We start from the raw sequence: 14,546 nt of genomic DNA, 5'->3' as shown, positions 1-14,546 counted from the left end.
ACACCATGCAACCCATCATCCGCAGCCTGCTGGACACCGACCTGTACAAGTTCACCATGTGGCAGGCCATGCTGCACAGCCACCCGCAAACGCAGGCCGAGTACACCTTCGTCTGCCGCAACCAGCCCGCCTATCCGCTGGCCGAACTGCTTTCGGACGTCAACGAGCAGTTCGACCACCTCTGCACCCTGCGCTTTGCACCCAGCGAACTCGCCTACCTGGGAAGCCTGCGCTACATCAAGAGCGACTTCGTCGACTTCCTGCGCATCTTCAGCTTTCAGCGCGAGTTCATCTCGGCCACGGTGGAAGGCGATGCGCTGCACATCCGGGCGGTCGGGCCGCAAGTCCACACCATGGGGTTCGAGATCTTCGTTCTTGCGATGGTCAACGAGCTGTATTTCCGCCGCTTCGATGCGGAGGCCGCTCTGGCCGAGGGCCGCAAGCGCCTGCAGGCCAAGATCGAACTGCTGCGCGGCTTTGCCCAGGAGCCGGCGGCCCGGCACCCTTTCGAGTTTTTCGACTTCGGCGTACGCCGCCGTTTTTCGCGCGACTGGCAGCGGGAGGTGGTCACCACGCTCAAGCGCGAAGTGCCCATGTACTTCAAGGGCACTTCCAACGTGCTGCTGGCCAAGGAGCTGGAGCTGGTGCCCATCGGCACCATGGCCCACGAATACCTGCAAACCTACCAGGCACTGGGCGTGCGGCTGCGCGACTTCCAGAATGCGGCGCTCGAAGGCTGGGTGCAGGAGTACCGCGGCGACCTGGGTGTGGCGCTGACAGACGTGGTCGGCATGGACGCCTTCCTGGCCGACTTCGACCTGTACTTTGCCAAGCTGTTCGACGGCCTTCGCCACGACTCGGGCGACCCGGTCGTCTGGGGCGAGAAGGCGCTGGCGCACTACACAAGGCTGCGCATCGATGCGCACACCAAGCGGCTGGTGTTCTCCGACGGGCTCGATCTGCAGACGGCCATCCGGCTGTACCGCACCTTCGCCGACCGCACGCAGACCGGCTTTGGCATAGGCACCAACCTCACCAATGACGTGGGCCTTACGCCGCTGAACATCGTGATGAAGCTCACCGGATGCAATGGCCAACCCGTGGCCAAGCTGTCCGACAGCCCGGGCAAGACGCTGTGCGAAGACCAGACCTTCCTGGCTTATCTGCGCCAGGTGTTTCACATCGAAAGTTGAGAGCCATGCTCCGAATCACCGCCGCCCAACTCAACTACACAATTGGCGACCTGCGCGGCAATGCCGCGCGAATGATCGAGGCTGCGCGCAAGGCCTCGTCCGAAGAAGCCGACCTGGTCGTGTTTTCCGAGATGTCGCTCACCGCCTACTACCCGGCCGACCTGCTGGAAGAAGAAGGCTTCATGGACCGCGTGGAGGCCGCTTTCGAAGAGCTTCTGTCGGCATCCCGCCAGATGCCGGCGCTGCACTGGGCCGTGGGGTTGCCGGCACGGCGCGAAGGCGCAGGCAAGAAGCTTCGCAACGTGCTGCGCGTCATTCGCGGGGGCGAAGTGCTGCTCGAATACGCCAAGCAGTTGCTGCCAACCTACAACATCTTCGACGAGCGCCGGCACTTCGAACCGGGGCCCGACGTGGCGCGCGTGCTTCGCATCCGCGACTTTCAGGTGGGCCTGCTGATCTGCGAAGACGGCTGGAATGACGAGGGACAGGACTACCTCGTGAATCCGTTCGAACGCATGCGCGATGCGGCGCCCGACCTTGTGGTGTCGATCAACGCGAGCCCTTCGAACATTGGCAAGCGCGAGCAGCGGCACCAGATCTTCGGCGCAGCCAGCCGTCGCAATGGCCTGCCGATTCTCTACGTCAACCAGGTGGGCGGCCATGACCAGCTCGTGTACGACGGCGCGTCGTTTGCGGTCGAGCCGCAGGCCGGTGTGGTGTACGAGGCTCGCCGCTTTGCGGAGGATGTGAGCACGCTGTGTTTCGACAAGGGCCGCTTCTTGACGCCGGCCGGCAAGGCTCCGTCGCCGGTGGCACCGGAGGGCTTGTCCGCCCTGGAGTTCTACCGCCAGCAGATCGTGCTGGGCCTGCGCGACTATGCACGGCGCTGCGGCTTCAGCCAGGCGGTCGTGGGCTCGTCGGGCGGCATCGATTCGGCGCTGACGCTGGCGCTGGCGGTCGAAGCGCTAGGGGCAGAGAACGTGGTCGGCATCACGATGCCGTCGAGCTTTTCATCGGAAGGTTCGGTCAGCGACTCCGAAGCCCTGTGCCGCAACCTGGGCGTGCCGCTGAAGCACCATGCCATTGCGGGCATCGTGTCGCAGTTCACGCAAGGTTTCGAATCGGCATTCGGCGGCGAGCTGCACGGCGTGGCGCTGGAGAACCTTCAGGCGCGCGTACGGGGCACCACTCTCATGGAGTACTCCAACAGCTTCGGCCACCTGCTGCTGACCACGGGCAACAAGTCCGAGATCTCGGTCGGCTATTGCACGCTCTATGGCGACACCAACGGCGGCCTGGGCCTGATCGGCGATCTCTACAAGACCGAGGTGTTCGCTCTCTCGCGGCACTTGAACGAAACAGCGGGCAGAGAGATCATTCCCCAGGCCATCATCGACAAGGAGCCCTCGGCCGAGCTGGCGCCGGGCCAGAAGGATGTCGACAGCCTGCCGCCCTATCCCGTGCTCGATCAGATCCTCAAGCTGCTGATCGAGGGGCCGCGGCTCGCACAGCACGAGTACCAGGAGGCGCGCGAATTCGTCGACACCCTGCGGGCGCAGCCTTCCGGCGAAGCGCTTGTCGAGCGCATCCGCGGCATGGTCGCGCGCAACGAATACAAGCGGCGGCAATCGCCGCCGATCGTCCGGGTCAGGGCGCGAGCCTTCGGCTCCGGACGCCAGATGCCGATTGCAGCCAAACTGTCTTGAGAACCCCATGACAAACCAACAACAAGCCACACCTGAAGCACCATCCCGGACGCACGACGTCGCCGTCTACATCGGCCGGTTCCAGATCTTCCACAACGCCCAGCTGGCGCTGCTGCGGCGCGCTTTGGCCTCGGCGCCCGAGTGCGTCGTGGTGTTGGGCTCGTCTTTCCAGGCCCGCACGCCGCGCAACCCTTTCACCTGGGAGGAGCGTGCGGAAATGATCCGCCTCGCGCTTCCGCCGGCGGACCGGGAGCGCGTGAAGTTCCTGCCCGTGCGCGACTACTACGACCAGGCACGCTGGGTGGCCGCCGTGAAGCAGGGCGTGGCCGAGATGTACCCCGGCCAACCGTCGGTGGTGCTGGTAGGCCACCTGAAGGACGCGACCAGCGTGTACCTGCGCGACTTTCCGCAATGGACGCTCGACGACACCGGCTTGCAGGGCGACATTCACGCCAGCGCCTTGCGCGATGCGTACTTTGGAGCAGCGGCCGATGGGTCGCTGGAGCCGGCGTTGGCCGCATTGGTGAGCCAGGCGCCCGCCAGCACGCTGCAGTTCCTGAGCGCCTGGGCGAAGCTGCCGCACTATGCCGCGCTGGTGCAGGAATGGGAGAGCCTGCGCCAGGACAAGGCCATGTGGGCCGGCACGCCCTACCCTGTCATCTTCGTCACGGTCGACACGGTGGTTCAGTGCGGCGACCAGGTGCTGCTGATCCGGCGTGGCCGCTCCCCGGGCAAGGGCATGCTGGCGGTGCCGGGCGGCTATCTCGAGCCGCGAGAAACGGTGTGGCAGTCGGCCCTGCGCGAGCTCGACGAGGAAACCGGCTTGCGCCTGCTCGACAGCGACATTCAAAGCGCATTCAAGGCGGTGCAGGTGTTCGACAACCCGGACCGCAGCCAGAAGGGCCGCGTCATTACCCACGCGCATTGGTTCGACCTGGGCCCGCGCCGCCCGCCGGAGCTGACGGCCGGCGACGACGCGTCATCCGCCGAGTGGGTGCCCATTGCAAAACTGGCCGGCATGGAAGACCAGTTCCATGACGATCACTTTCACATACTCGATTCCTTCTTCGGGCTGACGCGGTCTGAGTGAGCACCGGATCCCGCCTCACCCCGTGCGGCGGATTTCCCGTTGCATGCGCGCGGCACGGCGGCGGCGCTGCTTGCGCCGCCGCGCAAGCAGCGTGGTCGTCACGCTGATTGCAAACAGGCCGATGGCCTGCTGCAGCAGCTTGGCAGTGGCCTTCCTTGTGCGCACCTCGAGTGCCCGCTGCGCGTTTTCCATCTTCTCGATGGCCTCGAGCTTCTCCGTTGCGGGCTGCCGTGCAGCGGCGCCGTCTGTGCCCATGCGGGCCTGCTCCGCTGCGGCCTCTGTCGCAGCCTGCGCCCTGGAGGCTGCGACCGAGCCCTGGGCGTTGGCGTAGACCTTGGTGAACTCCGCGCCCAGCAGGAAGATCTGCGCGGCGTAATACACCCAGGCCAGCAGCACCACCAGCGAACCGGCCGCCGCAAACGATTCGCTGACGCTGCTTTTTCCGAGGTACAGGCCAATGAGCACCTTGCCGACCTCGAAGAGAACCGCGGTTACCGCCGCGCCAATCCACACGTCGGGCCATGCAATGGGCGTGCTCGGCATCAGCTTGAAGATCATTGCGAACAGCAGCGTGAGAATGCCCAGCGTGACCAGCGCATTGGCAACCTGCAGCAAAAGCTCCCACCCCGGAAAAAGCCCGCTGCTCCAGCTGCCCACAGCCGCCAGCACGGCGCTGACAACGAGCGACACCATCAGCAGAAAGGCCAGCCCCAGAATCAGGCCGAACGACAGCACCCGGGCACGCAGAATGCCCCATACGCCGCTCGGCTTCGCGCGTTCGGGCACATGCCAGATGCGGTCGAGCGCGCTTTGCAGTTCGGCAAACACAGTGGTGGCGCCGACGATCAACACCACCACGCTGATGGCGCCGGCAATCAGTCCGCGAGACGGCTCGTTGGCGCTCTTGACCAGGGCCTGAACCGCCTGCGCGCCCTCCTGCCCGATCAGTCCCGAGAGCTGCGCGGCAATCTGGCCCTGCACGGCCTCGGTGCCGAAGAGCGCGCCCGCCACCGCAATGACGATCACCAGCAAGGGCGCGAGCGAGAACATCGTGTAGTACGAGATCGCCGCGCCCATGCTGGGAGCGAAGTCGTCGACCCAGGCCATGGCCGCCTCCTTGAAAAGGCGGGGTAGATGCTTGAGCTTGTTCATGGTGGGCATTCGCCGGGCCCCAATCAATGTCGATGTTGGATGCCAGGCGCGCCGTCGCCCGCCTGCATGCCGAACGTGGCTCTTTCATGCAGGCTTTGTTGTAGGTAGACACCGCGTCGGTGTGCTGGCGCAGTCGGATTCCGGCCACTGCGCCAGCGCACGCGGCAATGCTCGCCTCACCACTTCACGCGCACGCCCACCGATGCATTGATCGAGCTCTTCACCCTGGTGTCACCGCCCGAGGCCCACAGCTTGCCCACTTCGCCATACACGCTCGTCCTGTCGCCGAGCGCCAGGGTGAAGCCGCCGGCCAGCTCGGTGCTCGTGCCGCCGGTGGACGATGCGATGTCGGTGCGGCTCGCGCCGTTGACAAAGCGTGCAATGTCCGCGCCGCTCGAGCTCCGGTAGACGTTGAAGCGCCCGTAAGGCTGCAGCGTGCCCACGCCGGTGGCAACCGTGCCCTTGACGCGTACCCCTGCACGCACGATCCAGCCGCTGTCGGCCTCCGGCTGCACGATTGCCCCGGGGATGACCGAGTTGTCCAGGTCCATGTGCTGGTGCACCAGTTGCAGCTGCGGCTCGACGCTCCAGCCGCTGGCGCCCAGCGCAAAGGCCTGCCCCACTTCGATGGAACCCAGCAGGCTGCGGCCCTTGCCTTCGACGCCCGCGCCCAGCACCGGCTCGACCGTGTAGCGGTGCCGGCCCGACTGCACCACCGCGTCGGCATAGAAGCCGCCGTTGCCGGTGTAGGTGCCGTAGATGCCGAAGTACTGGCTGCGCAGGTCGTTGCGGCCCACGTGCTGGTTCTGCAGGCCGCTTGCAAAGCCGTTGACCCGCGCATCGCCGTCGAGCTGGCCCACGTAGAGGCCGGCGCGCCAGTTGGTTGCGGCCATCAAATCTGTGCCGGCCTGGAAGCCCGTGAGGCGCCCCTTGCTGGAAGGCGAGACGGTGCCGCCCTGGCGAATGTCGATGTCGGTGGAGAGCACGCGGGCCCAGGCGCGGCGCTCCGAGCCTGCGGGGTTTGTCGAAGTTGCAGCGGTGCCCTTTGCATCGTCGTCGCCTATGCGCTTGTGCAGGTCGCCGATCATCGCGAGGTTGCCTTGGCGCAACTGGCTAGGCAGCGCCGCATACAGCGCGGCTTCGGCGCGGTAGGTGGGCACGACCAAGCCGAGCACGGGGCCGGGGGCGGCAAGACCCTCGTCACCCGGCGCCGCGGCGCCGCCGCCGCCGTCTGTGGGCGTTTTGCCGCCGTCGCCCGGGGGAACGACGGTGGTGGTGGACCGCAAATACCAGTTCTCCCCCGCCCCCGAGGCATCCCCCGCATGCAGCCGGTACTCATACGCCCCCGCATCCACATGCCCACCCGCCAGGCGGAACGCATCGCGCGTGGTCTGCGCCGTCGTCGTGGCCCCGTTCATCGCCGTCACCACCTCGATCCCGCTGCCCACCGTCAGCGCCCCCAGCCCGCCCAGGTTCGTCACCTGGATGTTGGTCGTGCCGCTGGCAATCGCCGTGCAGCCGCTCAGGATCAGCCGGTCGCTCAGGCTGCCGCTGCCCCCCAGCGCCGTGCCCAGGCGCAGCGTGCCGCCGTTGCCCACCCAGGGCCCCTGCACCGTCAGCGTCGCCCCCGGCGAGCCGCTCAGCAGCGACACCGTGCCCGCGCTGGCCATGCCCGCAATGGTCTGGCTGTGGCCCGCCAGGTCCAGCACCGCCCCCGCGTCCACCGTGAACGCGCTCGCGCTGCTGAAGGTGTTGGCTGCCCCCGCGCGCAGGCTGCCCGCCGCCACCCGGGTGGCGCCCGTGTACGTGTTCGCCCCGCTCAGGGTCAATGTGCCCGCGCCCACCTTCACCAGCTCGCCCGCGCCCGAGATCGGGCCCGACCAGCCCAGCCCGTGGCCGTTGCTGTCGATGGTGCCGGTGCCGCCCAGCAGCAGCGCATTGCCCAGGTCCAATCCGTTGGTGCCCGCCACGAGGCGCGCGCTCGCGCCGCTGTCGATGGCCACCGCGCCCAGCAGCGTGCCGCCCGCGTTGAGCACCAGGCGGTTGCTGCTGCCGCCGGTGAAGGCCACCGCCGGCGCGCGTGTGACGCCGTCGCCGCCCAGCCCGCCGGCCAGGGTGCCGCTGTTCTGCAGGTCCAGGTCGGCGCCCCTCACCCCGGCGCCGCCGGCACCCGGAAGACCTGCGGGCCCGCCGTTGCTGCTGGCTCCGCCCGCACCGCCCGCCCCGCCAGCGATGGTGCCGCTGTTGACGACGATCGCGCCGCCCGCGCCGGCCGAGGCCAGCCCGGCCCCGCCATCGCCGCCGTTGCCCGGGGTGCCGGTGCCGCCCACGCCGCCGCCGCCGGCACCGCCCGCGCCACCGGCGCCGCCCAGGAGCTGGCCGGTGTTGACCACTGTCAGTGCCGTGCTGCCCGCGAGCGTGAGGCCGGCCCCGCCGGCACCCCCGCCGCCGCCCGCGGCGTTGCTGCGCGCCGGCAACAGTTCAGCGCCGCCTGCGCCGCCAGCGCCGCCCGCCGAGGTGCCGCTGTGGGTCAGGGTGCGCCCTGGGGTGGCGCTGCGCAGCCACAGCCCGCTGCCGCCGCTGCCGCCGCCGCCGGCCTGGGAGAAGGCATCGCCGCCCGCGCCGCCGGCGCCGCCGGTGAAGACGCCGCTGGCGGTCGCATCGGCCAGGGGGTCGAGCAGCGTGGCGCCGTGGCCGCCCGCACCGCCGCCGCCCGCGGCCCAGTAGCCGTTGCCGCCGGCGCCACCCGCCCCGCCGGTGGCGGAGAAGGTGGCCGCGGTGGTGGCCGGGCTCATGGCGTTGCCGATCTGGCCGCCGCCGCCGCCGCCGCCGTAGCCGTTGCCGCCGCCGAGGTCGCCGGTCTGGGACTGGCCGGCGCCGCCCGCGTCGCCTTGCCACACGCCGGGGGAGACCTCGGTGGTGGCGGCACCGGCCGCACCGCCCGCACCCGGGGTGGCACCGCCGAAGCTGCCGATGTCGGCGGCGCTGCCGGCGCTGGGGCCGGCTTCGGTGGAGGCGCCGCCGTCGCCGCCATGGGCGTTGACGCTGGTGTCATTGAGCCCACCGGAGCCGCCCTGGCCGTCGCTGCCGCCGTCGCCAGCGTGCAGGGTGGTCTCGCCCACGGGCTGGCCGCCGGTGCCGCCGGCGGCGCCCGCGGGCAGGGCCAGGGCTGCGCCCAGCAACAGCACAGACAAAGCGATGGCGTGCAGCGAATGGCCGTCCACGGTGCCCACGGTGTCGACGGGGGGCGTGTCGACTGGAGAATTCCAAAAAACGCGAATAGTCTTGTTCACAGCCTCTTCCTTAATGCTTAGGTTCTTGCGACCGCATCCAGGCAGGCGTTTGAAAAGTTGCCTCCACTGCCCCGGATCCCGTTCCGCAGGGTCAATGTAAACAGACGTACTAACTCGTGACATACCCCATCGGGTACCTCGTTTGAGGCAGGCCAGGGAGCGCGGGAACGCACCTTGCCGACTCAATCGACAACGGCAGCCGCACGCAAATGGCGCCGCGGACGGGGAAAAGGCCCAGCCAAATACCCCAGCTTGCGTCCAGATGTAATTAATGTTTCGTCAAGGAAAGCGTTCGCTTGACGGCGTCGCCGAAGAAGATGCCGGCACGGCACCGATTGCGAAATCCCATGCTGATTCAACGGCCCACTTCGGTTCGGACAAGACCCCCGCCGCTCCTATGCTCATCGACGAACGGCATCTCTTGCCTTGTCCGCACCGATTGGAGCTATTCGCATGTCCCTGCAAGATTTCAAGGTTCTTACGTTCGACGTGGTCGGCACGCTGATCGACTTCGAGGGAGGCATGCTCGCCTACCTTCGCTCGGCGGTGCCCGATGCGCGCTACTTCGCCTACGCCCGCGGCCGCTTCGAAGGCGCTTGGGGCTACAAGCAGGCCGACAACCTGCACGTGGCTCAAAGCCAGTACCACGACATCGGCATCTCGAAGGAACTGGGCATTGCCACTTGCTGGATCGAGCGGCGCCATGCGCAAAAAGGCTCCGGCGGAACCATCGAACCCGAGCGCACCGAACCCGACTACCACTTCCGCACGCTCGCAGAACTGGCCGAACTGGCCGATGCGGTTGACGCGGGGCGCTAGCCGCGCCGCGCCACCAGATCGATCTCGATGCGCGCGCCCTTGGCCAGCCCCGTCACACCAATGCAGGTGCGGGCGGGCCTTCGCCCACTCGCGAAATGGCTGGCGTAGACCGCGTTCATCGCCTCGTAGTCCTCGTCGAAGTGTGTCAGATAGACGCGAACTGAAAGCGCGTGTTCCAGGCCCAGCCCGCAACCGGCCAGCACGGTCTGCAGGTTCTTCAATACCTGCCGCGTCTGCGCCTCGATGCCCTCGGGATAAGGCTCATCCAGCGAAACGCCGGTGAAAGGCATCTGCCCCGTAACGAACACCCAGCCGTCGGTTTCGACCGCGTGGCTGAAAGGAGCGACCGGTTCTGGTGCACCGGCAATCATGTGAAAGATGGGAGACATCGCGGCAAGTTGAGGCAGCTGCGGCAGCCGTTGTCGATGCGGCTGCCGCGCCCCGCCCCGGAGTTCGACATGCACCTGCGGCAAGCCAGTAGCGTGCCAACGCCGGGCATGGCGCGTGGCACGTGTCTTGCGCACCCTGCGCAAGCAACCAGAAAGCGCCGCCGTGCAGTTCGAACAGTTCTCGACCGACTCCTATCCGGTGCACCAGCGGCCCCATGCCTGGCGCGATGCATTGCATCTGCACCGCCTCAGGCCCGAAATGGCGCCGGCAGCGGCTCCCTTGTACGGCACCCTGACGGCGGGGCGCACTGCACGCGGGGTCGGCATGGCGCGCATCACCTCGTCGCCTCAAACCATCCAGCGGCTGGGCGACACGGCCGACGCCATCTGGCTCGCGCTGCATCTGAGCGGCGATGCCGCGCTGCACGACGGCCAGCGGACCATCGAACTGGCTCCCGGTGACATCGTCTTCGGACCGGCCCAGGCGCAGGCTGGGCTGGATTTCCGTTCCAACTTCCGGCAGTTCATGGTGTCCATGCCGCGCGCCAGCCTGAAGGCCCGGCTGCCCGGCAACCCCGGCTTCGCGCTCGGCCACTTGCCGGGCCGAGCGGGCCTGGGCCGCATGTTCGCAGGCACGCTGACCGCGCTGGCCGACGCCTTCGACACGTTGAACGATGACGACGTCGCACCGGTCGAGTCCGCCCTGTCGGAGTTCATCGCAACCAGCCTGGCCGCACAGCGAGACACCGCCCTGCCTGCCATCAGCAGCACCCAGGCTGCCACGGTGCACCGGCTCTGCCAGTACGTCGATGCCAACCTGAGCGACGCATCGCTGTCGCTGGCCGCGGTGGCGGCCCATGGGCGCGTGTCGGAGCGCCTGGTGCAAAAGCTCTTCGAGGGCCTTGGCCAGACCTTTACCGCCTACGTGCGCCAGCGCCGCCTCGAACGGTGCCGCGCCGACCTCGCGAATCGCCAGTACGGACACCTGTCGATCTCGGACATCTGCTTTCGCTGGGGCTTCAACGACCCGGCGCATTTCAGCCACTGCTTCCGCGACCGCTACAGCATGTCGCCTCGCCAGTACCGGCAGCAGGCCAACGAGGTCAGCCAGCAGTCGCTGCGCAAGCGCATCCGCCGCGGCTGGCCTTCGGGCTACTTCGAGTCTCCGGCCGAAGACCCGGTGCCCTTCACCGCTCGCATCGACGCGCGGGCACCGGCCGGCGATGCAACCGGCACCATCGAAATTGCCGCGCAAGCAACAACGGCCGCGCCACACGACACCAGCGCCGCGGCGGGCCGTCACCACCATCTGCCGGCTACTGCGCAAACCATTCACTGGGGCTACTTCGGCCGCTCGATTCCGCCCGTGCTGACCATTGCCTCCGGCGACATCGTGACCATCGAGACGCTGACCCAGCACGCCTACGACGACCACGAACGCATGATCAAGGGCGACTCCGGCGCCGAGAGCGTTTTTCAGTGGACGCGCGAGCACAAGGCTGTGGACCGCCGCGGCGCCGGCCCCACCGACGCATCGATCTACGGCCGGGGCAGCGGCGAGGGCTTTGGCGTGCACATCTGCACCGGGCCCATCTACGTGAAGGACGCGCAGCCCGGCGACGTGCTGGAGGTGCGCATCCTCGACCTTGCGCCGCGCCTGGCGGCCGACGCCAAGTACGAGGGCCGGGCCTTCGGCAGCAATGCCGCCGCCTGGTGGGGCTTTCACTACGACGACCTGATCGAAGAGCCCCGGCAGCGCGAAGTGGTGACCATCTACGAGGTCGACTGCAGCCAGGGCCATGCGTGCGCCCACGCCGTCTACAACTTTCGCTGGACGCCGCAGCTCGACCCCAACGGCGTACTGCATCCCACCATCGACTATCCCGGCATTCCGGTCGACCGTGCATCGATCGTCGAGAACCACGGCGTGCTGCAGGGCGTGACCATCCCGGTGCGCCCGCACTTCGGCGTGATCGCCGTCGCGCCCGCCGAGACCGGCCTCGTCGACTCGGTGCCGCCCTCATGCTTCGGCGGCAACCTGGACAACTGGCGCATTGCCAAGGGCGCCACCGTCTATCTGCGGGTCGGGGTCGATGGCGGGCTGCTGTCGGTGGGCGATCCGCACGCCTCGCAGGGCGACAGCGAACTGTGCGGCACAGCCATCGAATGCTCGCTGACCGGCGTCTTCCAGATCGTGCTGCGCAAGGCCGATCAGCTGCAGGGCGAACCCTACGCCGACATCGACTACCCCTTGGTGGAAACTGCCGACGAGTGGGTGATCCACGGCTTCAGCCACCCTAACTACCTGAAGGAGTTCGGCGACAAGGCGCGCAGCGCCATCTACGAAAAGTCTTCGCTCGACCCGGCCATGCGCGATGCCTTCCGCAAGACCCGGCGCTTCCTGATGACCGCCATGCGGCTGAGCGAAGACGAGGCGATTTCGCTGATGTCGGTGGCCGTGGATTTTGGCGTGACGCAAGTCGTCGACGGCAACTGGGGCGTGCACGCGGTCATCCGCAAATCGCTGTTCGCCGGTCGGCAGCGGAGGTCGGGTGATACAGGCTGATCAATGACTGCGCTTGGGACCGCTGTTTTATTTGAGTTGGAATTCTTCGGGGGTTGTCTCCTTCAGCTTGGAATTTAGCGGCTAAATTGCCAACTCGACGCCGTCGCACAGGCCCGCTCCGCCAGTGAGTTGGTTGTAGCCGAAGGTCGCACTCGGCCATGGGAAGTGCATCGTTCTACCCGGCAATGCGGCAGAAAAAGATGGTAGCGCTCAGGCCGCGACAAGTGCTCGTGTGTCCGGGTCTGCATCGTGCGCAGCCTCTGTCAGTACCCAGGCCGGGGCGGCATTCGTGTCGATCAAGGCCTTCAAGGCTCGCTTGCGGCATATCGAGCAGGGTGAAAGCTCATATACGTAGAGCAGACAGTCGGATGCATCTGCGTCCGCGTGCGCTTCGCACAAGTCCAAAAGTTCTCCGACGAGACGATGAGCCTGATCGGCGTCGTGCAACGGTTCCAGATACTCCGCACACATCGCAAAGTCGCTAGCTTCGAAATTGTTCACCAGCAAGGTGACGCCATTCGCCAAGTCGCCGGCAGCAAGCAAGCGCATGGCAGCTTGCCGCAACTCCCCGTGTGTGAGCGGGGCCACGGCTCTCACAGCGGCCCACCGAATCTGCTCATCGAGATGAGCAATCCATGGGAGCAACCGACTGTCGAATCGCGGAACGCCTTTTTTTGCAAAGCATCCGAGCAAGCGCTTGGCATGCTCGGGCTCCTCCGACGCCAACAGTGCAGCGAATACCGTATCGAGATGGTCACTGGTCGCTTGCGCGCCCCACCGCCTGAACCAATGACATTGATCCCGCGGGTTTCTGCTGACATGCGCCACGATCTCGGCGCCTGTATAGGCCGTAGTGTCGAAGCGGCCTGAAGATGCGCTGCGACTCTCGCGTGTCTTGCGCACGCCTGCAAGGTAGTTCGAAATATCCGAGTCGACCGCAGCCTCGCGTTCGAGTGCGGCCAGCCCTCCCTCAATGCCCGTGAGCGAATCGAACTGCTCGCTGGGATAGTCATCGACCCAGAAGTCGGGATCTGTCCGCAGCCACTGTCCTAGCTGTCGAGCGACATGGATCAGTCCGTCCATGCCGTCCAGAGCCAATATTTGATCGACTCCAATCACGTCAGACGTATGCGGCACTCGGGCCAGCGATCGATACAACAAGCTTCTCGCGTGTTCCGAACCCGCGCCGGCAAGCTCTTTCAGGATCGCACTGCGATGACTCATGTCGTGGTGGTTCTCTTGCAACGACGCATCCGCCATCACCTCTATCGCCTGAAGTACCTTCCCGTTCAACTTCGCGCGATCGACGATCGAAAGCAGCCACGGAGCTCGCTGCGCCTCGCATTGAGGATCGTAGGAGAGACACGACACACACGCTTTTGTGATCTCGTGTTCGAACCCATTCAATCCACAGCTTGTGGCCTGCTGCAAGGCGCGCCCGTGACCTGTTCGCAGAGCGGCTGCAAACGCGGCAGTGGTCAATGGAAAGGTCGGTTGTTTTATTTGCATCGAGCGTCCTGTGCAAGCACTGCGCCGAAGGTCAGCTTTCAGACGACCAGTTGCTCGGAGCGAGTGTCGCAGAAGGGCCTGAAGCAGTCTTACGATCCGCTTGAAAGCGGACGTTGTCCCAAATCAGTAACCACGCCCGCAGCAGCTAAGGGCAACGCAGAACTACTGACGCACCAATAGCTTGGAGGGCCTCAGCGATCGGCCTGAGCTCCACGTCTACCGGCCACCCTGCTTTGATCCTGAAATTGCCAGCTTCCAGCAATGCCTTAACTTCATTTGGGCTGTGGCCTGTGACTCGACGAATAATGCTGAACACCTTTGCTCGACTTGGGCCAACGGATGTCAGCCATAGTTCCGGATCTGGACAAGGAACATCGGAAAGAGGTGGCTCGAAGTAACCGAATTCCTGCTTCAAGCAATTCATAGCTTCGCTCAACGGCTTGGATGCCAAAGCTCGTGCTGCAGGCAGGTGGACAGGGCAAAACCATTCCATGGATCGAGGATGCCCGACTACATCTTCATGAAGAGGCAAAAAGTCGGAGAAACGGACGTATTCACCCCCGGTTTGGAAATGCCATGACTCGCAGCGGCAATCCTTGTGGCAAAGGTGACAGTAGGTAGGCTTCATTTGGGCTTCTTCTGCAGATGACTGAATTCTGCCGGAGCCGCGAAGGACTGGTCTTGGCCGATTGTGTTGAAAAACTCGCCTTGAATCTTGCCTGCGCTGGCGATCACACAGAAATCTTGATCGTGTTGACGATGCGAGAGCACGTGGCAAGCCTGCAAGCTCACCTCACGCAGTCTTCATTGCCGCAACTGCTTCAGATGG

Annotated in this window: 10 protein-coding genes; 6 read left to right on the top strand and 4 right to left on the bottom strand. The window is 66.1% G+C overall.

What is annotated here, in order from left to right; all coding sequences use genetic code 11:
- Positions 1-5 precede the first annotated feature (5 nt).
- Genes pncB through V9L21_RS07610 form a run of 3 tightly spaced genes read left to right on the top strand, consistent with a single transcriptional unit; the run spans position 6 to position 3,989 of the window.
- Positions 6-1,193: a nicotinate phosphoribosyltransferase gene (gene pncB / locus V9L21_RS07620; protein WP_337310583.1), complete on the top strand. Its 1,188-nt coding sequence runs from the start codon at positions 6-8 to the stop codon at positions 1,191-1,193.
- Positions 1,194-1,198: 5 nt separating this feature from the next.
- Complete coding sequence (locus V9L21_RS07615; RefSeq protein WP_337310581.1) at positions 1,199-2,899, top strand: NAD+ synthase; 1,701 nt, start codon at positions 1,199-1,201, stop codon at positions 2,897-2,899.
- A 7-nt stretch (positions 2,900-2,906) separates the two neighbouring features.
- The gene (locus tag V9L21_RS07610) at positions 2,907-3,989 is read left to right on the top strand and encodes a bifunctional nicotinamide-nucleotide adenylyltransferase/Nudix hydroxylase (RefSeq protein ID WP_337310579.1); all 1,083 of its coding nucleotides are present in this window, start codon (positions 2,907-2,909) and stop codon (positions 3,987-3,989) included.
- A gap of 15 nt (positions 3,990-4,004) precedes the next feature.
- On the opposite strand, the gene V9L21_RS07605 is transcribed toward V9L21_RS07610, so the two are convergent.
- Both V9L21_RS07605 and V9L21_RS07600 read right to left on the bottom strand, forming a co-directional pair.
- Entirely contained in the window at positions 4,005-5,141 is a 1,137-nt protein-coding gene (locus V9L21_RS07605; RefSeq protein ID WP_337310577.1) for a YihY/virulence factor BrkB family protein, read from the bottom strand.
- Positions 5,142-5,317: 176 nt separating this feature from the next.
- Positions 5,318-8,434 carry an autotransporter family protein gene (locus tag V9L21_RS07600; protein ID WP_443304516.1) on the bottom strand — a complete coding sequence of 1,039 codons (3,117 nt, stop codon included), beginning with the start codon at positions 8,432-8,434 and terminating at the stop codon, positions 5,318-5,320.
- 453 nt (positions 8,435-8,887) lie between these two features.
- Here V9L21_RS07600 and V9L21_RS07595 point away from each other — a divergent pair, with 453 nt between their 5' ends.
- A complete protein-coding gene (locus tag V9L21_RS07595) occupies positions 8,888-9,253 on the top strand; it encodes a hypothetical protein (protein ID WP_337310575.1) in 366 nt (121 codons plus the stop codon).
- On the opposite strand, the gene V9L21_RS07590 is transcribed toward V9L21_RS07595, so the two are convergent.
- Positions 9,250-9,624 carry a RidA family protein gene (locus tag V9L21_RS07590; RefSeq protein WP_337310573.1) on the bottom strand — a complete coding sequence of 125 codons (375 nt, stop codon included), beginning with the start codon at positions 9,622-9,624 and terminating at the stop codon, positions 9,250-9,252. The genes V9L21_RS07595 and V9L21_RS07590 overlap by 4 nt on opposite strands.
- Positions 9,625-9,805: 181 nt before the next feature.
- Here V9L21_RS07590 and V9L21_RS07585 point away from each other — a divergent pair, with 181 nt between their 5' ends.
- Positions 9,806-12,208, top strand: coding sequence for an acetamidase/formamidase family protein (locus V9L21_RS07585; protein ID WP_337310571.1), 2,403 nt, complete (start codon positions 9,806-9,808; stop codon positions 12,206-12,208).
- A gap of 210 nt (positions 12,209-12,418) precedes the next feature.
- On the opposite strand, the gene V9L21_RS07580 is transcribed toward V9L21_RS07585, so the two are convergent.
- Positions 12,419-13,717: a hypothetical protein gene (locus V9L21_RS07580; RefSeq protein WP_337310569.1), complete on the bottom strand. Its 1,299-nt coding sequence runs from the start codon at positions 13,715-13,717 to the stop codon at positions 12,419-12,421.
- Between the two features lie 645 nt (positions 13,718-14,362).
- Here V9L21_RS07580 and V9L21_RS07575 point away from each other — a divergent pair.
- Positions 14,363-14,546: hypothetical protein (locus V9L21_RS07575; protein ID WP_337310567.1), on the top strand; the 184-nt coding region annotated here is incomplete at its 3' end.

Source organism: Variovorax sp. CCNWLW235, from assembly GCF_037204085.1.
Taxonomy (GTDB): Bacteria; Pseudomonadota; Gammaproteobacteria; order Burkholderiales; family Burkholderiaceae_C; genus Variovorax.
The sequence above is the reverse complement of the archived record's forward strand: the minus strand, read 5'-3'. Positions and strand labels throughout refer to the sequence as shown.